The 24,402-nt window shown below is 44.6% G+C and carries 13 protein-coding genes and 1 tRNA gene; 11 read left to right on the top strand and 3 right to left on the bottom strand.

The window, feature by feature from the left end:
* Window positions 1-35 precede the first annotated feature (35 nt).
* From ACSLP7_RS04395 to metF, 3 genes are all read left to right on the top strand, one after another.
* On the top strand, window positions 36-1,031 hold the full coding sequence (locus ACSLP7_RS04395; RefSeq protein ID WP_435578192.1) for a homocysteine S-methyltransferase family protein: 996 nt from the start codon (window positions 36-38) through the stop codon (window positions 1,029-1,031).
* Window positions 1,032-3,710, top strand: coding sequence for a methionine synthase (gene metH, locus ACSLP7_RS04390; RefSeq protein WP_435578191.1), 2,679 nt, complete (start codon window positions 1,032-1,034; stop codon window positions 3,708-3,710).
* 92 nt (window positions 3,711-3,802) lie between these two features.
* A complete protein-coding gene (gene metF, locus ACSLP7_RS04385) occupies window positions 3,803-4,759 on the top strand; it encodes a methylenetetrahydrofolate reductase [NAD(P)H] (protein ID WP_435578190.1) in 957 nt (318 codons plus the stop codon).
* An 80-nt stretch (window positions 4,760-4,839) separates the two neighbouring features.
* Here the strand turns inward: metF and ACSLP7_RS04380 are convergent.
* Window positions 4,840-4,912, bottom strand: a tRNA-Gln gene (locus ACSLP7_RS04380).
* 167 nt (window positions 4,913-5,079) lie between these two features.
* On the opposite strand from ACSLP7_RS04380, the gene ACSLP7_RS04375 reads away from it, so the two are divergent.
* Together ACSLP7_RS04375 and ACSLP7_RS04370 are read left to right on the top strand one after the other, a co-directional pair.
* Complete coding sequence (locus tag ACSLP7_RS04375) at window positions 5,080-8,394, top strand: glycosyltransferase family 117 protein (protein ID WP_435578189.1); 3,315 nt, start codon at window positions 5,080-5,082, stop codon at window positions 8,392-8,394.
* Between the two features lie 4 nt (window positions 8,395-8,398).
* The gene (locus tag ACSLP7_RS04370; RefSeq protein WP_435578188.1) at window positions 8,399-9,040 is read left to right on the top strand and encodes a polysaccharide deacetylase family protein; all 642 of its coding nucleotides are present in this window, start codon (window positions 8,399-8,401) and stop codon (window positions 9,038-9,040) included.
* On the opposite strand, the gene ACSLP7_RS04365 is transcribed toward ACSLP7_RS04370, so the two are convergent.
* Together ACSLP7_RS04365 and ACSLP7_RS04360 are read right to left on the bottom strand one after the other, a co-directional pair.
* Window positions 9,024-9,320: a thioredoxin family protein gene (locus ACSLP7_RS04365; RefSeq protein ID WP_087523466.1), complete on the bottom strand. Its 297-nt coding sequence runs from the start codon at window positions 9,318-9,320 to the stop codon at window positions 9,024-9,026. The genes ACSLP7_RS04370 and ACSLP7_RS04365 overlap by 17 nt on opposite strands.
* A gap of 55 nt (window positions 9,321-9,375) precedes the next feature.
* A complete protein-coding gene (locus tag ACSLP7_RS04360) occupies window positions 9,376-10,611 on the bottom strand; it encodes a metallophosphoesterase (RefSeq protein WP_435578187.1) in 1,236 nt (411 codons plus the stop codon).
* An 88-nt stretch (window positions 10,612-10,699) separates the two neighbouring features.
* Here ACSLP7_RS04360 and ACSLP7_RS04355 point away from each other — a divergent pair, with 88 nt between their 5' ends.
* From ACSLP7_RS04355 to ACSLP7_RS04330, 6 genes are all read left to right on the top strand, one after another.
* Complete coding sequence (locus ACSLP7_RS04355; protein ID WP_435578186.1) at window positions 10,700-13,618, top strand: GH92 family glycosyl hydrolase; 2,919 nt, start codon at window positions 10,700-10,702, stop codon at window positions 13,616-13,618.
* A gap of 9 nt (window positions 13,619-13,627) precedes the next feature.
* A complete protein-coding gene (locus tag ACSLP7_RS04350) occupies window positions 13,628-14,623 on the top strand; it encodes an isoaspartyl peptidase/L-asparaginase family protein (protein ID WP_435578185.1) in 996 nt (331 codons plus the stop codon).
* Window positions 14,624-14,950: 327 nt separating this feature from the next.
* On the top strand, window positions 14,951-15,640 hold the full coding sequence (locus tag ACSLP7_RS04345; RefSeq protein WP_435578184.1) for a LytR/AlgR family response regulator transcription factor: 690 nt from the start codon (window positions 14,951-14,953) through the stop codon (window positions 15,638-15,640).
* Window positions 15,641-17,551, top strand: a complete 1,911-nt coding sequence (locus tag ACSLP7_RS04340) for a sensor histidine kinase (RefSeq protein ID WP_435578183.1) — start codon at window positions 15,641-15,643, stop codon at window positions 17,549-17,551.
* A 149-nt stretch (window positions 17,552-17,700) separates the two neighbouring features.
* Window positions 17,701-21,036, top strand: coding sequence for a tail fiber domain-containing protein (locus ACSLP7_RS04335; protein WP_435578182.1), 3,336 nt, complete (start codon window positions 17,701-17,703; stop codon window positions 21,034-21,036).
* A gap of 128 nt (window positions 21,037-21,164) precedes the next feature.
* Complete coding sequence (locus ACSLP7_RS04330) at window positions 21,165-24,383, top strand: tail fiber domain-containing protein (protein ID WP_435578181.1); 3,219 nt, start codon at window positions 21,165-21,167, stop codon at window positions 24,381-24,383.
* The last annotated feature ends 19 nt before the right edge of the window (window positions 24,384-24,402 follow it).

Below are 24,402 nucleotides of genomic sequence, written 5' to 3'. Positions count from 1 at the left end.
TCTTTCCTGATAATAGTAAAACCTAATCATCAGGAATGCCGAATTTACATAATGAACTGCAAAAGCGTGTACTTGTGCTCGATGGAGCTATGGGTACCATGTTGCAACGCTACAATTTCTCAGAAGAAGACTTCCGGGGAGAGCGATTTAAAGACTACTCGATTCCCCTTAAGGGCAACAATGATCTCTTGTCCATTACCCAACCGGAGGCAATAGCCGAAGTCCACCATAAATTCCTTGACGCCGGTGCGGACATCATACAGACCAATACCTTTTCTGGCACCACAGTAGCTATGGCCGATTACCAAATGGAGGACTTGGTTTATGAACTCAACTTTGAATCTGCAAAAATAGCTAAGGTAAAGGCAGAAGAATTCTCTAAAAAACAACCGAACAAGCCACGATTTGTTGCGGGATCTATAGGCCCTACTAATAAGACCGCCAGCATGTCTCCAGACGTGAATGACCCTGGGTTCAGAGCCATAACCTTTGACGAATTGCGCGTGGCATATAAGCAACAAGCAGAGGCTTTATTAGATGGCGGCGTTGATATTCTATTGGTAGAGACCGTATTCGATACGCTAAATGCTAAGGCTGCATTATTTGCTATAGAAGAGGTCAAAGAAGAGCGCAATAGCAAGACCCCTGTAATGGTCAGTGGAACCATTACCGATGCTTCTGGGAGAACACTATCGGGGCAAACTGCGGAGGCCTTTCTGATCTCCATATCTCATACGGATCTGATCACCGTTGGATTCAATTGCTCTTTAGGGGCTTCAAAGTTGCAACCCTATTTGGAAGCCATATCGAGCAAAACTAACATTGGAATTTCAGCCTATCCCAACGCAGGCTTACCCAACGCCTTTGGAGAATACGACGAAACTCCCGATAAAATGTCGGTACAGGTTAAAAGTTATTTGGACAATGGTATTGTAAATATAGTTGGAGGCTGTTGTGGTACTACTCCGGAGCACATCAAAGCCATTGCCAAGGTAGCAGAACAAGTGACTCCTAGACCAATTAAACTATAAATGAACGATACCCCAAAATATTTAAAGTTATCCGGCCTTGAACCTTTGGTGATAACTCCAGAGAGTAACTTCATCAATATTGGAGAACGAACAAACGTTGCCGGTTCCAGAAAGTTCTTAAGACTGATCAAGGAAGAGCAATTTGAAGAAGCTGTAGCTGTGGCTCGGCACCAGGTTGAAGGAGGAGCTCAGATCATTGACATCAATATGGACGATGGCCTTATTGACGGAAAAAAAGCCATGGTCAAGTTTTTAAACCTGATTGCTGCAGAGCCGGACATAGCGCGCGTACCGATCATGATAGACAGCTCTAAATGGGAGATCATTGAGGCTGGACTTCAAGTGATTCAGGGAAAGGGCGTGGTAAATTCCATAAGTCTCAAGGAAGGCAAAGAAGAATTTATTGCTCAGGCAAAAAGGATAAAACGCTATGGCGCCGCTGTGGTGGTTATGGCTTTTGATGAAGTTGGACAGGCAGACAACTATCAACGACGCATAGAAATTGCCGAACGTTCCTATAACATTCTTGTGGATGAAGTAAACTTTGCTCCCCAAGACATCATCTTTGACCTGAACATCTTCCCGGTGGCCACGGGGATGGAAGAGCATCGTAAAAACGCGGTAGACTTTATTGAAGGCACTCGTTGGGTAAAAGCGCATTTACCGCATGCTAGTGTTAGCGGTGGAGTGAGTAACGTCTCCTTCTCTTTTAGAGGAAACAACACCGTGAGAGAAGCCATGCATTCCGTCTTTCTGTATCACGCCATCAAAGCGGGAATGAACATGGGAATTGTAAACCCAGCCTTGTTAGAGGTCTATGACAGTATTCCCAAAGATCTTTTGGAACATGTAGAGGATGTTATTTTGGATCGACGTGACGATGCGACAGAACGCTTGCTGGCTTTTGCGGAGACCGTTCAGGGTACAAAAAAGACCAAAACGGTCGATCTGCAGTGGCGCAAACTAGAACTACAAGAGCGCATAACCCATGCTTTGGTTAAAGGGATTGATGCCTTTATAGTGGAAGATGTAGAAGAAGCCCGCCTGCTCAGTGAGCGCCCTTTAGATGTGATAGAAGGACAATTAATGACCGGGATGGGTGTGGTTGGCAATCTGTTCGGTTCTGGAAAGATGTTCCTGCCTCAGGTGGTCAAATCTGCCCGAGTCATGAAAAAAGCAGTGGCTTATTTGAATCCATTTATAGAAGAAGAGAAAAGTGATAAACAGCAGTCACTTGGTAAAATATTAATGGCTACGGTTAAAGGCGATGTGCACGATATTGGTAAAAATATTGTCTCTGTGGTCTTAGGGTGCAATAATTACGAGATCATTGATCTGGGCGTAATGGTTCCTCCGGAGAAGATCATTGAAACCGCTATTGAGCAACAGGTTGACGCCATTGGCCTTTCTGGTTTAATCACACCCTCCTTGGATGAAATGGTCTTTTTAGCCAAAGAAATGGAGCGTCATAATTTGGCAATTCCGCTATTGATTGGAGGTGCCACAACCTCTAAAGCACATACGGCCGTTAAAATAGACACCCAATACAAACACGCCGTCGTGCACGTTAATGATGCTTCAAGAGCAGTTACTGTTGTTGGCGATTTGCTCAATAAAAGATCGGCTGAAAGTTATACGGCCAATCTCAAGGAGGAATACGAAAGCTTCCGGACCAAATTTTTAAACCGCGGTAAACAGAAGAGCTATATTTCCTTAGACGAGGCACGCGACAAAAAATACGAGATTGACTGGAGCACTTTTAAGCCTGAGGCTCCAAACTTTGTCGGCATCAAAAAGATCACCTCTACTACCCTAACTGATTTGATTCCATTTATTGATTGGAGTCCCTTTTTTAGAAGTTGGGATCTACACGGTAAGTTTCCAGAGATCTTAGAGGATGATATAGTTGGACAAGAAGCCCAACAACTCTTTGCGGATGCTCAGGAAATGATTACTCAATTGATAGCAGACCAAAGCTTGGAAGCCCGAGCGATCTTTGGAATTTTTGAAGCTAATTCAATAGATCACGACGACATTATAGTGAGTGACCAAAAGCAAGAATTGGCACGATTCAGAACCCTAAGGCAGCAACTTAAAAAACGTGATGGCGTACCAAATTTGGCGCTAGCAGATTTTATTGCTCCACAAAACCGAGGAATCACCGATTATATTGGTGCATTCTGCGTGAGCATTTTTGGCGCACAGGATTTAGCAGACCGCTACAAAAGTGAGCACGACGATTACAACGCGATCATGGTTCAAGCCTTGGCCGATCGTTTTGCGGAAGGCTACGCAGAATATTTACACCGAGAAGTGCGCATGAAGCACTGGGGATATGCCGCCCAAGAAGATTTAGACAACCAAGGACTCATACAAGAAGCATATCGAGGTATAAGGCCTGCGCCAGGTTATCCAGCCTGTCCGGACCATTTGGAAAAAGAGACGCTTTGGTCGCTTTTAAAGGTTGAAGAGAATATTGGGGTGAGCTTAACGGAGAGTTTGGCCATGTGGCCCGCAGCCTCGGTGTCTGGCTATTATTTTGCGCATCCGGAATCCAAATACTTTGGGTTGGGTAAGATCACAGAAGATCAACTTATCAATTACGCCCAACGCAAAGGCATATCGCTAGAAAAAGCAGAAAAATGGTTGCACCCCAACCTCGCCATTGGGTCGCGTTAGCGATTGCAGCGAAAAGCCCACAGCTTGCGAGGACTTGCAGCGAAAAGCGCGACCTGCCAGCGGCAAGGGAACGCCAAAACAAAAAATAGAACATGAAAGTAACTGACCATATAACTAAAGCAGCAGGGAACCCTCAATTCACCTTTGAAATTTTACCGCCATTGAAAGGGCAAAGTATAGATGCGATCTTTGAGAGCATTGACCCTTTGATGGAGTTTAAACCTCCGTTTATTGACGTGACCTACCATCGGGAAGAATACATTTATATCCCATTGGAAGATGGACTTCTCAAGCGGCAAGTGGTGAAAAAGCGCCCCGGAACCGTGGGGATTTGTGCCGCAATACAGAACAAATATCAAGTAGATGCAATTCCGCACATTCTCTGCGGCGGCTTTACCAAAGAAGACACGGAGAACTTTTTGATAGATCTGGACTTTTTAGAAATTGACAATGTGGTCGCTTTGCGCGGCGATGCTGTAAAAAATGAGACCTACTTTTCTCCAGAAAAAGACGGACATACCTATGCGGTTGATTTGGTCAAACAGATTGATCAGCTCAATCATGGGTCTTATTTGGACGTGGAACTCCAGAATTCTGCCTGTACAGATTTTTGTATCGGCGTGGCGGGTTACCCGGAAAAGCATATGGAAGCCCCAAATTTGGAAAGCGATCTGCACTTTTTAAAGAAAAAGGTAGAAGCCGGAGCCCAGTACATAGTGACTCAGATGTTTTTTGACAATGAGAAGTATTTTGATTTTGTAAAACGCTGCCGAGCGGCCGGAATTGAGGTGCCCATTATTCCGGGATTAAAACCTTTGGCCACTAAAAAACAACTCAATCTCATCCCACATCGCTTTCATGTAGACCTGCCTGAGGCGCTGATCAAAGAGGCCATAAAATGCAAAGACAACGCTGCTGTGCGACAATTGGGGATTGAGTGGTGCAGTGCCCAAAGCAAAGAGCTACTCGATCACGGAGTCCCAGTGCTGCATTATTACTCCATGGGTAAAAGCGATAACATCCGACAGATCGCGGAGCGGGTGTTTTGATTTGAGGGGCGGGGGTGAGAGCCCTAGTATCGAAAATGAAAAAAGCCTTCAAGTCAAAACTTGAAGGCTTTCGTAATATGTTGGCCCACTAGGGCTCGAACCTAGACTCTTCTGAACCAAAATCAGACGTGTTGCCAGTTACACCATGGGCCAATTCCATAATGAGTGCGCAAATTTAAGACAACTTTTGTCTTCTACAAACAAAATCTGGAAAATTTAGCCTCTTAAAGATACGCTAAAGTTGGTGTGAAACGTTAGGGTAAATATTCCCAAGAGTATAAATATTATTACCTTCGCTGGGAGTTTAAAACCACAGGTTTATGCAAGAGGCAGCTTTTAAAAAATGGAATCTATTGTTGGGCTGGGGCGTTTTTGGCGTTTCACTTATCGTTTACATCTTGACCTTAGAACCCACTGCCAGTTTCTGGGATGCCGGAGAATACATTACTACAGCTTCTAATTTAGAGATCGGTCACCCTCCCGGGGCACCGCTTTATCAAATGTTAGGGGCCTTCTTTTCTTGGTTTGCCATGGAACCGGCCAATATTGCATACACCATTAACCTGATGTCTGCCTTTGCAAGCGCCTTTACCATTGGCTTTATGTTCTGGTCTTTGACCATGTTATTGGTCAATGTGATTGGGAAAGAAAAACTTAGTGATAGCGGAACCTCCATTGCTGTTTTAGGTAGCGCCGCTGTTGGTTCACTTGCCTTTGCTTTTACCGATAGCTTTTGGTTCAATGCTGTGGAAGCCGAGGTTTATGCCATGGCCAACATGATTCTGGCCGTGCTGTTTTACTGCGGATTGCGTTGGGAACGTGAAATGAACACTCCCGGCGGAGACCGTTGGGTCATACTCATTTCACTGATTGTGGGGCTTTCCTTTGGAGTTCACTTTATGGGACTTCTTACTATTCCTGCCATTGGTTTCTTATACTACTTCAAAAACACCAAAAAGATCACAGTTAAGAATTTCATTGTGGCCAATGTGGTGGTAGTGGCTATACTGCTTTTCATTTTTAAGTTGCTCTTGCCTTTGAGTATGAAGCTCTTTAGTGGTTTTGAGATCTTTTTTGTCAATCAAATCGGATTGCCATTCAACTCCGGAACCATCATTGCAGGCCTACTTTATATCGGGATCTTTTACTACGTTCTTAAGTTCACGCGCAAAAAAGGCTATGCCAAGCTCAATACTTTGGCGCTTTGTGTGCTCTTTATTTTTGTTGGATTCTCCAGCTGGTTGATGCTGCCCATTCGCGCCAATGCCGGGACAGTAATTAACGAAAACAACCCGAACAACGCCCGCGAGCTATTAGCCTATTACAACCGCGAGCAATACCCGGAAACACACCTGTTCTATGGACCACAATTCTCTGAAGACTATGTGGGCTTAGATCCTATTACCCCTTATGTAGACGACAAGCCCAAATACGAAAAGAACGAAGAATTGGGCCGCTACGAGATTGTAAACAATTACAAACTTGCCAAGCAAAATACGGACGATCGTCAAAAAGCGATCTTCCCGCGGATGTGGAGTATAGAACATAGCGCCAACTATTTGGCCTATACAGACGGACTTGATTTTAGCATTAAACGCGAATACCTCAGTGAAGAGGTCATCCGTCAAGAAGTTGCTCAGTTTAAAGAAGCCTACCGATTGGGTTATGTAGATGCAGAAGGCTACCACCGCTTCCTCAAAGAGTTTGCCAGTGTTATTGATATTGAAAAACCGAGTTTTAGTGACAACATAAAATTCATGTTCTCCTACCAGTTTGGTTATATGTACGGCCGCTATTTCATGTGGAATTTTGCCGGCCGACAAAACGACATTCAAGGCCAAGGAACCGTCTTGAACGGAAACTGGATCAGCGGTATAAAGTTCTTAGACGAATGGCGCCTTGGGCCACAAGACAACTTACCTAGTGATGCTGTGAACAACAAAGGAAGAAACACTTATTTCTTCCTCCCGCTATTGCTTGGACTCTTAGGGATCTTCTTTATTGCTAGCAAAAATCCGAAGTACTTCTGGGTGCTCTTGGTGTTCTTCCTCTTTACGGGAATCGCCCTTAAAGTATACCTGAACGAAAGACCTTTTGAGCCTCGTGAACGCGACTACGCCTTGGTTGGTTCTTTTTATATGTTCGCCATTTGGATTGGATTTGGAGTTTACGCCTTATTTGACCTCATCAAAGAATACAGCACACCACGCGTGGTGGCTCCGCTAGTGGTGGTCATTGGAATGTTGGCCGCTCCTGCCCTACTGATCTCTCAAAACTGGGATGATCACGACCGCTCGAACCGTTATACGGCCAACTCTATGGCTAAGATGTATCTGGATTCCTGTGATGAGAATGCCATACTGTTCACCATTGGTGATAATGACACCTTTGCCCTTTGGTACGCCCAAGGGATAGAAGGTTACAGGCAGGATATACGAACGGTAAATACGAGTCTTTTCCAAACGGATTGGTATATAGACGATATGAAGAAGGCCGCCTACACCAGTGCGCCTATTCCTTCACAAATGACGCACGCTCAATACCGCACAGGTACTCGTGATTTTGTCTTTGCTCAAGAAGTAACGGACGAGCCTGTGAACATCAAAGAATGGTTGAATTGGATTGTATCTGATGATCCGCGTACCATGGTGACCTTACCAGACAACAATCAAAAGATAAGCACCTTCCCTTCTAAGATGATCCGTATTCCAGTTGACAAAGAGACGGTATTGCGCAACGGTATTGTAGACCCTGAGGATGCAGACCTGATCGTTCCTTATATCGACATTAAACTCAACGGTGATGTGCTTTATAAAAACCGTTTGTTGATGCTAGATATCATTGCCAACAACAACTGGGAACGTCCTATTTACTTTACCGGTGGTAGTTTTGGTGATGACGATTATCTGTGGATGAAAGACTATCTACAGTTGGATGGGGTGACCTACAAACTGGTTCCTATCAAAACACCGCGTGACCCAGAGAATCCTTATGAAATGGGACGTATAGATACTGATAAGATGTATGGTATTGTCACCAAATGGGATTGGGGTAACAGCGGTAGTGAAGACATCTATCACGATCCTGAAACTCGAAGAAATGCATTGACGTATCGTTCAAACATTTCACGTTTGGCAGACAGCCTAATTGTGGAAGGCAAGAATGATATGGCCAAGGCGGTTCTTGATCTGGCCATGGAAAAAATGCCTGTCGAGAAGTTTGGATTCTACACCATGTTGGATCCATACATCAGAGCGTATTACGCCATAGGTGAGAATGAAAAGGCCCGTGAGATCTTTAAAGAGGTTTCTCAGAAATATCAGGAAAAGCTGATCTTCTTTGATCAATTCAGCCCAAGAGAGCAAGACCGATTGGTTTCTGAAATTCTCACAGATGTAGAACGTTACCGCGCCTTGGTATATCAATTGAATGTTCCAGGCGAGGATGAAGACTTTATTGAACAGGAATTCATCACCTTCAACTCCTATCTGGAGAAATTCAAAGCGCTTTATATACGTCAAGGCTTGTTTGATGATGACACGGACGATCTTGATTTCAATAATGATGAAGATCCATTGCTAATGCCAGCAGATACTACAGGTCTGGACAGCACAGGCTTGGACGGCGCAGAATAAATACATGAAATATACAGTCAAATCTCCAAAGGTGCTTCAGATGCTTTATCCGAAGCGCCTTTGGCGTTTAGACAGCTCAGAGAAAGTCATTTATTTGACCTTTGATGACGGTCCGATCCCTGAGATCACTCCATGGGTATTAGAAACTTTGAGGCAATTTAACGCCAAAGCAACCTTTTTTTGTATTGGAGACAATGTGCGCAAACATCCAGAGATCTACAGGGAACTTATCCAAGAAGGACACCGAGTGGCCAATCACACCATGCATCATGTAAAAGGTTGGAAAACTCCATTGCTCGATTATCTCAGAGAAACTGAAAGCTGCCAAAATCTCATGGAAGCAACGAGCGATGTTACTGAAATAAGCAAATTGTTCAGACCTCCCTACGGTCAGCTGCGTTCCAATCAATCCAAGGCACTTCAAAAGAAAGGCTACAAAATTGTGATGTGGGATGTTCTCTCTGCGGATTTTGATCTTCAACTTTCCCCAGAAAAGTGTAAGGAAAATGTTATTAAACACGCAAAAGCAGGCAGTATCGTTGTATTTCACGATAGCCTAAAAGCGGCTCCGAGGCTCCAAGTGGCCCTACCAGCAGTTTTAAAAGAGTTTAGTGAGCGGGGATTTGCGTTTAAATGTATTCCTTAACCAGTCCGATCAAAGTATTTGCGTCTTGCTCACCGCTTTGACGCCATTTCATTTCGCCGTTCTTGTAAATCATCAAGGTTGGGAGGCCTTTAACGCGCAGGGCGTCAGCCAATTCCTTGTTCTTGTCCACGTCGATCTTGATCACTCTGGCCTTATCGCCTAAAGCAGCTGCAACATCGCGCAGCACCGGATGCATAGCCGTAGACGGCTCGTTCCATTCGGTATAAAAATCGAGGAGTACAGGAATGTCGGCTTCTATTAATTCTCCAAATTTTGACATATGATTCCCGTATGAGATTGGTGATCAATACTACAAATATAGTGTTTTAGGGCAACTATGCTGTTCTAGGCCCTTTTTTAAGGGTTATCACAGAGACTTCTGGCCAGATTCCAACGCGCCCCGGATAGCCAATATATCCAAATCCGCGGTTCACATTGATGAACTGCCCGGCCTCTTCATAGATGCCCGCCCATTCGTCATAACGCCACTTGACAGGAGACCAACGGACCCATCCAGGGATCTCAATACCAAACTGCATTCCGTGGGTGTGCCCGCTTAGGGTTAGGTGGAAGTGATTCTCATGCGGTATAACCTCTGCGCGCCAATGCGAAGGATCGTGACTCATCAAGATCTTAAAATCGTCAGCGCCAACCGCAGCTACTGCCTTTTGAAGATCTCCAGCCTTTTTGAATCCGCCTTTACCCCAGTTCTCCACACCAATAAGCGCCAAGCGTTGACCGTCGCGCTCCAAGAAACGGTGTTCGTTCAATAGTAGGTCCCAGCCCATTTCTGCTTGGATGTTTTTGAGCTCTTCCAAGTTCTTCTTTTTATCCTCTGCATTGGGCCAGTTGTAGTAATCTCCATAATCGTGGTTACCCAAAACGGAATAGACACCATCTTTAGCTGTTAGTGTACTGAATACTTTTTTCCACGGACGCATCTCTGCCGCGAGATCATTGACCAAGTCCCCCGTAAAGAGAATAACATCACTATTTTGTTCATTGACCAGGTCTACGGCGTATTGCACTTTCTCTGCATTACTAAAGCTTCCCGAATGAATATCACTGATCTGAGTAATTGTATAACCATCAAAGGCATCTGGCAGGTCTTCAAAGGTCATTTCATACTTCAAGACCTGATAATTATATCGACCTTTAAACATTCCATAGAGCAAGGCCCCAAAGGGAATGGCAGCCGCACCTAGAGCTATCGTGCTGATAAACTTCCGCCTAGAAGGCATATAGAAACTGCCTTCATGACTTCCGAATTTAGAATACAAACCTACCGTGATACGCACCAGATCTTCTCCTAGTAAGACAATCACCAAAACAAAGAGTTTGGGCATAAAGACCGCAATGAACGTCCCAAAACTGTACATTCTAAGAGGTGTCATTACTCGATTTCCGGACATTGCGGAGATCTGATAAATAAAAAGTCCTAAGATGATAAGAGAAACGCCGAAGTACGCAATGTGAATCCAGCGGTTGCTGGTTACCGTTTTAATGGCTTGAAAAGTATATACGTCAACCGCCAGATAAATGGCGATAAAGATGATCCATCCTATATTCATAAAAACAAAGATACTGGCTTTGAGGCCCTTGTTAAAAGGCTTTACTTTTTTTTAACGGTTTTCGTAACTTCACGTGCAAAACTACCGCATGTACCGATCACTGCTTGGATACTTCCTGCTAGCCTTCATTGTAGGCTGCTCACCTCAAGGTCCAGCCCCTGCTAAACAAGCGAAAAAATTAATTTCCTACGTCAATCCATTTATTGGAACTGGCGGCCATGGACATACTTACCCAGGAGCTACCTTGCCCTTTGGAATGATGCAGCTCAGCCCAGACACGCGCTTAGATGGCTGGGACGGTTGTAGTGGCTACCACTATTCTGATGATTATATCTACGGCTTCTCCCATACCCACCTCAGTGGGACCGGGGTTAGTGACTATGGAGACCTTCTTTTGTCTCCTACTAATTCTTTGAACTTCAATAATGGTGCTAACGGTTTGGCTGGTTATGGTTCTAAATTCTCTCATGAGAATGAGATCGCTACACCAGGGTTTTATCAGGTCAGACTGGATGACACTAAGGTTACTGTAAGCCTCACCACCAGTGAACGCGCCGGAATGCACAAATATGAGTTTGACAAAGGCGTACGACAGTTTATAGTCATTGATCTGGACCACAGAGACAAACTCTTGGAATTTGATATGGAGCAAACCTCCACGACCGAGTTCAGTGGGTACCGATTCTCTGAAGCCTGGGCTACAGATCAGCGTCTATTCTTCTACATTAAATTCTCCAAGCCAGTCAAGCAATCAACTTTTTTGAGAAATGGATTGAAAAAGCGCAAAGCGGCCTTAGAGTTTGACAAGAATGATGAAGAACCGCTTTATGTGACCGTGGGAATATCTGCCGTTGATGAGGAAGGTGCAAAAGCCAACGCCGAGGCCGAAGTAGGTGAACTGACCTTTGACCAACTCCGCGCTCGAGCAGAAGAAAAATGGGAAGCACAACTGCAAAAGATAGTGGTTGAAAACCAAAATGAAGAAGCACTTTTCAATTTTTACACTTCCATTTATCACAGCATGCTTGCCCCTAATTTGTACCAAGATGTGGACGGCCGTTATCGCGGGATGGATTTAGAGGTTCATCAAGCCGATTTCAACTATTATACGGTTTTCTCCTTGTGGGATACCTACCGTGCTGCGCATCCGCTTTACACGATAATTGAACAAGAGCGCACCAACGACTTTGTGAAGACCATGCTCGCCAAATACCAAGAAGGGGGGATAATTCCAATTTGGGATCTCAGCGCCAATTATACAGGTTGTATGATTGGCTATCACGGCATTCCTGTCATTGCAGACGCCTATATGAAAGGATTGCGCGATTACGACACCGATCTGGCATTGGAAGCTATGAAACACAGTGCTACACGTGATCATTTGGGCCTTGAAGGCTACAAAGAGTTTGGCTATGTCCCTATGGAGCAAGAGAGTGAATCTGTGTCCAAAACGCTAGAATACGCTTATGATGACTGGACCATTGCACAAATGGCTCAAGAAATGGGGGAAAGAGAGGACTACAATAATTACATCCGCAGAGCTCAGAATTACAAAAACGTGTTCAATCCAGAGACTGGATTTATGCAAGGCCGATTCAGAAATCAATGGTTCACTCCTTTTGATCCTTATGAGGTCAATTTCAATTATACGGAGGCCAATGCCTGGCAGTACAGTTTGTATGTTCCACAAGATATTAATGGCTTGATTGATCTTATGGGCGGCCCGCAGGCCTTTGAAGCCCATTTGGATCAGCTTTTCACGGCCAAAACGGAAACTTCGGGGCGTGATCAGGCGGACATTACAGGCTTAATTGGGCAATATGCTCATGGGAATGAACCGAGTCATCACATGGCCTACCTATACAACTTTGTGGGCAAACCAGAGAAAACTCAGAAATACGTTCAGCAAATTGGCACTACCCTTTACACCAATACTCCAGATGGAATTTCGGGTAATGAGGACTGCGGACAGATGAGCGCTTGGTATGTGTTTAGCGCTTTGGGATTCTATCCGGTTACTCCGGCGAGCAATCAGTACATCATTGGGACACCGCTTATGGAAAAAGCGACCATCAATTTGGAAAGCGGTAAAAGCTTTACAGTGATTGCCAATAATTTCTCTCACGACAGTCCTTATATCCAAGCAGTTCGATTGAACGGAAAGCCTTTAGAGCGTTCCTATTTGTGGCATGAGGAGTTGACTGACGGGGGATGGATCGAATTTGATATGGGGCCACAACCGGGAACTTGGGGCACTGCTGACGAGCAGCTCCCAACAGCGAGAATTGAAGATCAATTGGTGGTTACACCTCCGTTTATCTCCGCAGGAGATATCGCCTTTAAAAATCAAACAGAAGTTAGCTTGCAGAATATCAATGCCGATGCAGTAATCTTTTATCGACTCAATGAGGCGGATTTTGCTGAGTATAGCACCCCTTTTACAGTTAGTGAAGATGTCGTTTTAGAAACCTATGCAAACCTCAACGGACAAGAAAGCCCTGTGCTAAGAACACCTTTCTATAAAGTAGATCCTAGCCGAAGCATCAAGTTAGAATCTGAATTTGCCAATCAATACAATGCTGGCGGTAATGACGCCTTAATTGACGGCATTAGAGGCAGTGAAGACTTCCGTACTGGAGCCTGGCAAGGCTACCAAGATCAAGACGTTATTGCCATTGTTGATCTGGGTAGTGTTAAAGCCATTGATTCGATCAAAGTAGGCTTTTTGCAAGACCAAGGCAGTTGGATCTTTTTACCTACCCAGGTGGAATGTTATGTCTCTGACAACCCCAATAGCTTTAATAAAAACCTTCCACCGGTAAAATTTGATTCAGCAACTCGAGATGACGATAGCGAAATCGCTCCCGCAGCCTTTAGCATGAATGGATACAGCGCGCGATACGTAAAGATCGTGGCCAAAAACCTTGGAGATTTGCCTGCATGGCACCTCGGTGCTCCATACAACGGCAAGGCTTGGATCTTTGTAGACGAAATAGTAATTGAATAAACCACAACCATGAAACGCAGAACCTTTTTAAAGAATACTTCTTTAGGCAGTTTGGCTCTCGGTATTCCAGCAGCAGCAATGAGCTGTGCTGAGAACCCACAAGAAGCCCCAACCGATGAGACTGGTCCTGGAGGACCGCTAGTTTTAGCCACTTGGAATGTCAATAATGCAACCAAGGCTGCATGGGAAAGTCTAGCTGCTGGAAACTCTGCATTGGATGCCGTTGAGGCCGGTTGCAAAGTAGAAGAAGCTGATGTTAAAAACTCCTCTGTGGGTAAAGGGGGTCTGCCAGATCGGGATGGTAATGTGACTTTAGATGCTTGTATCATGGATCATACGGGAAACTGCGGATCTGTGGTTTATCTTAAAAACACTACCCATGCTATTACAGTAGCGCGTTCCGTCATGGAAGACACGCCGCACGTAATGCTCGCTGGACAAGGCGCAGAAATGCACGCCAGAGCTATTGGTTTAGAAGCGGAAGATCTGCTCACTCAAGAGTCTCGTGCAGCTTGGGAAAAATGGAAAGAGACCTCTCAGTATAAACCCATTATTAATATTGAAAACCACGACACCATTGGCATGTTGGTCATGGATAAAGATGGAACACTTGCTGGAGGATGCACCACCAGCGGCTTAGCCTATAAAATGCAAGGCCGTGTGGGAGACAGTCCAATCATTGGCTCCGGACTCTTTGTGGACAATGAGGTGGGAGCTGCTGTGGCAACCGGTTTAGGTGAAGAGGTGGTTAAAACTGTAGGGAGCTTTTTAATTGTAGAGCTTATGCGACAAGGCAAATCCCCTCAGGAAGCCTGTGAAGAGGCAATAAAGCGTATTGTTTCAAAACCGGGAAGCAACTATAAAGACTTCCAAGTGGGCTATATCGCCATGAACAAAAAAGGAGAAACTGGCTATTTTGCAATTCACAAAGGATTTTGGGCTACTCAGCATAATGCTACCGAGAATAAAAACTTTGAGTCTGACTACTTTAACAAGGAAGCTTAAAGCCAGACTTTAATGCAAACTCAGAAAATCAGCCGCGGCGTCTTCCTACTTTTTAGAGAGGTAAAACCCTGTTTTTCAATAAGAAGTCCACAAATTATTACGGTTTAGCCGTAATAATTTATTATCTTTGAGTTACATAAGTAGGTTGATGCCTTCGGGTAATCGATCAAATTTGGGGCGAAAAGCTGTCATTTATGGCAGCTTTTCTATTTTTTGCTGTTTTGCCCTTGATTTTTGTTCTTCATTCACTAAAAAAACAGCCGCGCTAACTAAAAAATTAGGCCCAAACGAATTAGATTCAGTAGCTTAACGCGAGTTTTAGCAACAATGTCAATTAAAATTCTAATTGTAGAGGACGAACCACTGATCGCAGTGACCATAGAAACAGCCCTTGAGAAACAAGGCTATAGGGTCATTGGTGACGCCGACAGTTATGACAGTGCTCAAGAGGTCTTATCCCAAAATTCGGTTGATCTTGTACTTTTGGACATTCAATTGGACGGCGAGAAAGACGGCATTGATCTGGCCGCTCATTTAGATCATCAAAGGATTCCATACTTATTTCTCACCTCACAGACAGATCCGAATACTATTGATCGGATCAAAGAGGTGCATCCTTTGGGATTTATTGCCAAGCCATTTACAGAGTCTGGATTGAGAAGCAATATAGAATTGGCCTGGCATCAACTTAAAAAACAAACCCCACCATCACCCTTGATCATTCGAGTTAATGGCCGCACGCATAAACTCGCCAAAGAAAGCATCAAGTACTTAAAGGCCTATGACAACTATTGCTATATCGTAACCGAAAAGCAGACCTATTTATTACCGCACACTTTAAAAAAACAAATGCAAGGTCTTACCGATGATCGGTTTGTACGCATTCACCGTTCTTATGTGGTGAACATTGATCAGGTCACAGCTGTGACCAAAGACAGCGTTTTATTGGGTGAAGAAGATTTACCCATGAGCGCCAAGAACCGATCTGAAGTTGAAACTTTGATGAGCCAACGTTAAATGAAATTTATCAATACCCCCACCAAGGCACTCACAGGCCTGAGTATTTTCTTGTCGCTTTTTAACGGGCAAGTACATGCACAGACCATAAGCCCAGATATCATAAAGCAGCAAATAGATAGTATTCTTGAACTTCCCAAAGATCAGATTATTGATGCTTCCTACGATTTATCTCGATCCTACATCCGCAGTAAAGATCCAATACGAGCGCATCAAATCATGGATTCAATCTCAGATCTACCAGAGGTCATGATCAACACCAACTTGAATTTTGCGCCCTTCTATTTGCGTAAAGGAGATGTAGCAGCCTCTTTAAAGTTACGCAAGCAAAGTCTTGCGATGTCTGAATCCTATGGGGATCCCACGTTGACCTTTGACTGTTTATCTTCCTTAACTGCGCATTATATCAACGTTGCTAAGGTCGATTCTGCTTCGCTTTACAACAATCAAGCGGAAAACATCTTGGCGCAGTATCAGGATATTCCTAGGGATCTGTATGAGATCGTTTACCGTATGCGTTCGGATATTGAGCATATTTTGGGCAATTACGAAGCCCAAGGAGAGTACCTAGAAAAAGCATGGAGCGCTATTGCTGATATTCCCAACCACAGAAGGCGAGGGTTTTTGTTATTTCTGATGGTAGACTTCTACAAGCAGGTAGACCGCGTGGATCGTTTGGCCTATTTCACCGAACAACTCTCTGCCTATTACAAGGAGAAGACCCTGAACACTCCAGATTATCATTTACCTATAGATCAAGTATTGCTCGATGACTCCTCGGAAGAGGCTATTGCTAATTTGGAGAATATTATTAGCGTCTCCGACAGCCTGTCCAACTACAATGCACTTTCTGTATGTACCATCGCCATATCCAGAGCATTTTTAAAATCAGGCCAACCAGAAAGAGCCCTACCCTATCTAAACAACACTATTGAAAAGCTAACCGCTGCCAACTATTTATACGGGAATACCAGTGAGCGCCAAATGTTGCAACGAGTGTATTTAGCGATGAACAATTATGAAGGTGCTTACAACATCCTTTTGGACCAAAAAGCGATGGAAGACAGTCTGAGAAACTCTGAGGTTCTCGCTAAGATTGCTGACTATGAGGTCAAATATCAAACCCAAGAAAAAGAGATGGAGCTGCAGCGTACGGCAGCCAATAAAAAGTTTTTGACTGCCTTACTTTGGGCAGGTGGCGTAGTATTGCTACTCGTACTTTATTTCTTTTACAAGAACCGTCAAAAGAACAAAATACTAGCACGTCAAAAATCTCTTTTGGAAACCACTTTGGATGAAAAGAACGTCTTACTCAAAGAAATCCACCACCGCGTAAAAAACAGCTTTCAAATTGTGTCTTCATTGCTCTATTTGCAATCTGAGAACATAGAGGATAAAGAAGCTCAACTCGCTATAAAAGAAGCGCAGAACCGGGTGCGTTCTATGGTGCTGATCCATCAAAAACTGTACAACAAAGATCAATTGGTGGGCATAAACACCAAAGAGTATTTTGAAGATCTTACCCGTGACATTTTTGAATCCCATCAATTTAAAAGTAAGCCCATTAAGTACGCGACAGACATCAAACCCATGGTGCTCGATATAGAAACCATCACTCCCATTGGATTGATCCTCAATGAGCTTATTACCAATGTGCTCAAACATGCCTTTCCAGAGGTTAAGGATACCAGCGAGATGCAATTGCGCTTTGACCAAAAAGGCGATTCCTTGGTTTTAGAACTTCAAGATAACGGACAAGGTATGCCCGACGAGGTAGCAGAAAGTTCTTTTGGAATTAAGCTCATGAAAGCCCTTTCCAAAAAGCTCAAGGCCAACTTGACCTTCAGTCCGGCGCCTGCTCAGGGTACACTAGCGAGTCTTGAAATCACAAAATTCAACTTGCTGAGCTAGCTTCACTAAAAAATCGGTAGCCTTCACTAAAAATTATTGGGCAAGGCGTTAAGCCACACTACTTTAGGGTTCAGAAAAGGTCATCCCCACCTTTTTTTGCCCTACCTACTCCTGCTTTTGCTACGGTAAAAATTTCAAAACACAATCGCATGAAACGAATTTTACCCCTAGTGATTTTTGCCCTATCGGCTCTTAATCTTAAGGCCCAAGTTGGGATCAACAATCTTTCGCCAAGCGCCAGTTTAGATATTGCTGCTAGTAATCAAGCAACTCCTGCTAACACAGACGGTTTGTTGATTCCTCGGATCGATGCCTTTCCGGCTTCAGACCCAGCAGCTGCACAACACGGCATGCTTGTTTACTTAACCACCACAGACGGTGGCAACCCTCCCGGATTCTATTTCTGGAATAACGGCACTACAACTTGGGATAGCATTTCTGGTAGCGGCGCTCAACAGATCAACGAACTCACAGACGGAATTACTGATGGCTCTTCTTTATTTTTAGGAGCGAGTTCTGGAATAAATGATGACGGCGCAAATTCTAATGTCGGGGTTGGACTCTTTAGTCTTTCCAACAACACCTCCGGAAATTCCAATACCGCTGTGGGATCACTCGCTATGATCAATAACACCACAGGTATTGGAAATACAGCCGTAGGTAGGCAGTCACTCCCTACAAATACTACTGGGAATGACAATACCATGATCGGATTTCAAGCGGGTCTAAGCAGTTCAACGGGAAGTCAAAACGTTGGTGTAGGTTCTTTTAGTTTAGATGCTAATACTACGGGTAGCGACAATACGGCTATCGGATATGCCAGTTTGAGCCAAAACAATACGGGTAGGCAAAATACCGCTATAGGAACCACAGCTCTTGCTGGAAACATAGACGGTATTGACAACGTGGGAATTGGAAACGGGGCATTGACCGCCAATATTAGCGGAGACTATAATGTTGCTTTAGGAAACAATGCGCTTTCTGGCCTTGTTAATGCGGAATACAATATTGCCATTGGCCGCTCCGCATTGTCCGCCAGTTCTACCTCTACAGATGCTAATCAAAATGTTGCCATCGGATCCCGAGCTTTAGCCAATTTGTCCTCGGGAGAACAGAACGTCGGTATTGGAGACTACGTCATGGAAGCGGTAACTTCTGGAAGCTTTAATGTTGCTACTGGTGCATCCGCACTCAGGGATATAACCTCAGGAGCGCGCAATATGGCTTATGGATATCTCGCCGGAAGAAATATTACATCAGGAAACAACAACACCTTTATGGGTAGTATAGCGGGAAGCGCAAATGAAACTGGAAACTTTAACACCATGCTCGGTAGCTCTGCCGGATATTCCAATTTAGGTTCGAATAATGTTTTCGTTGGTAATCTAGCTGGAGGATTGAACGTCTCTGGTTCTAACAATGTATTTATCGGAAACTCTGCAGGTTCTAATGAGACCGGGTCCAATTTACTTTTTATTGACAATACCGCCACCGCTGATCCTCTGATCTGGGGTAACTTTCTATCCAATGATCTGCGCATCAACGGCCAACTCCAAGTTGGAAATCCATCGGGAACTGGCTATGAATTTCCAAGTACTGACGGCAGTACTGGCCAAGTATTGCGTACCAATGGCTCTGGAGGCTTAGGTTGGGTTGACTTTACCGATGACGCTGACTGGTATGAAGAAGGAACCACGGGAGCACCAAGTGCGTCATCCGACGATATTTTTACCGATGGAAACGTAGGGATAGGTACCTCAACGGTAACTTATCCACTCGACATCGATGCCACAGCAACGCGTACTGTCGACCTGGAAAACACCGGAAACGGTTTTATATATGGTGTTTTTAACAGAATCAACGAAGCATCTCCGAGCGCATCGACCACCAGTACCTATGGGATTGTCAATTCAATTACTCGAACCAATCAAAGTCTTGTTTCAGGATTGTCAAATAGTTTTAGCAATACGGACGCGACAGCGAGTTCTGGTTTTCTTTACGGAGTTGACAATTCATTCGGCAACTCAACATCGACAATAAGCGTTGGTTTTCTCAATAGATTTCAAGGGACTACCACCACTGGAGCTGGAATCCGAAACTTGATTGCTGGAAGCTTTACGGACTTTTACGGAGTTCAAAATTACAACATCACCGGCAGCCATAACGGGACCTTTTATGGGTTACACAACCTTTTTGATTCTTCTGGCGGTAATGGATTGCGATATGGCGCTTATACGGAATTCAACGACACAGGCTCAGGAGACAAATACGGTTATTATGCTACAATAGCGAGCACCGCAGGAGGAACCCACTACGGTATTTACAGTTCTGCCTTAAAAAGCGGCAGTTATGCAGGTTACTTTTTAGGCGATGTTTCCATAGGAACTTCAGGGACTGACAATTATACCTTCCCAGCGAGTCGAGGAACAAATGGTCAAGTCATGGTCACCGACGGCGCAGGAAATCTCAGTTGGTCCACCTTGAGTTTAACTGACGCAACAACGGCCAGCAATGGCCTGAGCGAATCCTCTGATGACATCCAATTGGGTGGGTCTCTAAGCCAGGAAACAACCATTACTTATGGCGCAAATAATTTTATCCATAATCTAGACGGATCCGGATACCTTGAGGTGCAAGATGAAGGCACGGCCAAATTCCGCGTGAGTAATACGGGTAATACACGTGTAGGAGGCGATCTACAGATCAATCAATCAGATGTAACCGGGACACGTTTAGTTGAACTGACAGGCACGGGTTCAACTGGTCTAATAAACGTCTACGCAGCCGGTGCTCTTAGGACTCAAATAGCAGGAACAGGAGACACTTACTTCAATGGAGGGTCTGTTGGAATTGGAATGACTAACCCGGATGAACAATTAGACGTAGTTGATAATACCGTAAGTTATGTAGCGGATTTTTTCAATACAAGCACCAGCACTTTTGCGGACGGAATACGTGTACGACTCAACGCAACGAGTCCTAATGCTTCAGCATATTATGTTGGTTTCTTTCGAGCAGCAGGCGGCACAGTTTCTGGACGCATCTCTGGATCAACAACCGGCACAGGTGTTCAACTCGTAACGACTTCTGATCGTCGCTTAAAGACCAATTTTGAGCCCATTGGAAATGCGCTGGATCTAATCAGTGATATTGAGCCGCAGTGGTATGAGTTTAAGTCCAATCTGGGTTTCAAGGAACTAGGCTTTATTGCTCAGGAGGTTAAAGAAGTTTTTCCACAGATTGTAACTGGAGATGAAAGCAGTGACCCCAACGAAGATCCCATGATGGTTGACTACGCCCGAATTACTCCATTGCTAACGGCTGGTATCAAAGAACTCAATGAAAAGGTACAAGCTCTTGAAGCAGAGAACGCACAATTGAAACAACAGTTGGATCAGTATGCAGCGCTTGAAGCGCGAATTGCCGCTCTTGAAGGAGGTGATAAATCCAACAAGTCTCAAGCTCCAGTTGTATCTGAAGAATAGTCAACAATAGTGCAATTGCATTATTGTGTTTTGAGAAGAAAAGCCGCTGTGGGGAGCGGCTTTTTTTTTATTTTCAAATTCGATGTTAACCTTTTGCAATTGACGGTAACCAAAGGAAAACCGTCGATATGAAACCACTATTGAGCCTATTAGGCCTTTTTCTATTTGCCTCCTCCATTTACGGACAAGTAGGAATCAACAACGTTTCCCCAAACGCCAGTTTAGATATTTCAGCTTCTGATGCAACAGATCCCGCCAATACCGATGGAATCTTGATTCCGCGCATTGATCAGTTTCCAACTTCAGACCCTGGCGCAGCGCAAAACGGCATGCTCATTTATTTGACCACTGCAGACGGCGGTAACCTTCCGGGCTTTTACTTCTGGAACAACGGCGCCACCTCTTGGGAAGCCGTTGGTGACGGCGCAGGGCAGATCAATGAACTCTCAGACGGTATTTATGACGGTTCCTCCTTGTTTTTAGGGAGCGGAGCTGGCGCCAATGATGATGGTGGCAATAACAATGTGGGAATTGGTGATCAAAGCTTAAGTACCGTGACTTCTGGGACTAACAATGCAGCTGTTGGCTTCGCTAGTCTTCAAGCAAATACTTCTGGAAGACGAAACACTGCCATTGGCTACTCTTCTCTGGCTACAAATACCACCGGCGGCAGCAATACATCTATAGGCCAAGAATCGATGTTTTCTAATACTACCGGTGCTGTAAATGTTGCAATTGGTAATCGTGCACTCTATTATCATGATGAAGGCGCTTGGAATATTGGTATTGGAGGGAATTCAATGTTTAATATTGCCGGAACATCTTCATATAATATTTCAATAGGTGGAAATGCACTTATTGGAGCTTCTATTGGAGTTACAACCTCCAGAAATATTGCAATAGGCTACGAAAGTGCAAGAAGTATTGCTACTGGAGCTGACAATATCGCCATAGGCTATCAAGCCTTAAGAGCAATTAGTAGCGGATCATACAATTTGGGAATTGGAAATGGCGCCCTACAAAATAATACAAGTGCCACCTACAATACAGCAATTGGCTATACTGCTTTAAATGCCAACACGACCGGAGGCTCAAACGTAGCTGTTGGAGCTCGTGCTATGTTCGAAAACACTGTAGGCTCCTTCAATACAGGGGTTGGTTTTGATGCTTTATATAATATTAATGGGACAGCCCTTTCCAATACAGCTCTTGGTTATAGAGCTCTTTCAGGAAATTCGTCTGGTCTTACCGGATCCAGAAATACAGCGGTTGGCACACAAAGTTTGGATATTGCTACAAGTGCTGCAGACAATGTAGCAATTGGATATCGCAGTCTTGACACCAACACTTCTGGAAATGCAAATGTGGGTGTTGGAAACAATACTCTAGGCACTGTAACAACTGGTATTAACAATACCGCAGTCGGTCATGAGTCAGGCAATAGGATTACAACTACTGGTGCAAATACATATTTTGGATATCATTCAGGAAGGAACAGCACGGCAGGGTCAAACAACACTTACCTAGGGGCGCTGTCTGGACGCGATGCAAACGGGAGCAGTAATATCTTTATCGGTTATGCCGCCGGACTTAATGAGTCTGGATCCAACAAACTCTATATTGATAACAATGCAACTTCTTCTCCATTGGTTTGGGGCGATTTTGCTACCAATGATTTTAGGATCAACGGTACGTTGCAAGTAAGTAACCCGATAGGAAGCGGTTACGAATTTCCCGCTGTAGATGGCACAGCCAATCAGGTACTTCAAACCAACGGTTCTGGAACTATAAGCTGGGGTTCTATTGACAGTCAGTTTACAGACGGCGGTTCCTACCTCTATCCAGCCGATGGAACTACTGAAAATTTACTTCTAGGTACTACCACTGGCAGCGATTATAAATTAGGCATCAACGCCTTATCAGCAGATATTCAATTAGGCCCTAACACCAACGCAGATCTCTTGGATATGACTTCTGGGAATCAATCCGGAGATGGAATTGATATTAACTTGACCAGTACTTACACCCTCAGTTCTAGAGCAGGTATAGCTGCGAATCTCACTTATGGGAACGTAGCTACGCAGGTTTCTCGATTTGAAACAGGCAGTAATAACCTCTACGGAATTCAAACCAGCATTGGCAGTGATTTTGGAGGCACCGAATACGGAATATACTCCAGTGTTTTAACTGCTAATGGACATGCCGGCTACTTTTTGGGAGATCTCACCGTAGGAACAACGACTTCCAATACCTATACGCTTCCGGCCTCTCGCGGAACGAATGGACAACTCATGCAAACAGACGGCTCAGGTAATGCCAGCTGGGTCAATGTATCGAGTGCTGTGTCGCCGACAAATGGGCTTTCGGCAATAAGCTCTGGAGTTGGTCTGGGCGGAACACTCACGCAAACCACCAGTGTAGATCACAGCATTTATGATTTGACTCACGATTTAACGTCATCGGGTGACTTTGCTGTTGCAGCCAGCGGCACGCGTTTTTTTGAAGCCACTGCAGGCGGTTTAGTCAATGTGGGAGGTGACACCTATTGGAGAAACGGCTCCACTACCGCAACCGTTACGGGACGCTATTACGATTCCAGTGGTGCAGGGATCTTAGACCTTTACAACAGTAGTGTGCGCACCAGGATCAATAGTAATGGAGATTCCTTTTTTAACGGCGGAGAAGTAGGAATTGGCATGACCAGTCCGAACAACCAATTGGATGTGACCGACAATACCACCACCTATGTGGGTGATTTTTACAATACCAATACAGGAGTTTCTTCTGATGGGATCAGTGTACGCTTAGCCGCTTCGCTACCAACCACTGGAGCCTATTATGTCGGATTCTTCAGAAACGTTGGTGTGACGGTTGCCGGACGCGTTGCAGGAACCTCATCCGGAATCGGGGTGCAATACGTGACCACCTCGGATGCGCGTCTTAAAACCAATTTCCAAGAGGTGGATGATGCTCTAGGTATGATCTCAGAGATCAATCCGCTTTGGTATGAGTTTAAATCCAACAGAGGGTATCAAGAAATGGGCTTTTTGGCGCAAGAACTAAACGCCATTTACCCATATGCGGTATCGGGAGAGGAAGACAGCGATCCGGAGACCAATCCCATGATGGTAGACTACGGAAGAATCACTCCTCTGCTGACAGCAGGAATTCAAGAGCTGGAAGAAAAGGTGACCAACTTAGAAGAAAATGTGGCACAACTGCAAGCTGAGAATGACGCCTTAAAAGCATCGCTTGCTCAATATCAAGCTTTGGAGGCGCGTATTGCGGCTCTTGAAGGGAACACCTCAGATAAAAACAATCAGGCCTCAATTAGTGCCGAAAAATAAACCACAACGTACAGTGGGA

Origin of the sequence: Gilvibacter sp. (assembly GCF_965601605.1) — a bacterium.
In the GTDB taxonomy this organism is placed as follows: Bacteria; Bacteroidota; Bacteroidia; order Flavobacteriales; family Flavobacteriaceae; genus Gilvibacter.
The sequence above is the reverse complement of the archived record's forward strand: the minus strand, read 5'-3'. Positions and strand labels throughout refer to the sequence as shown.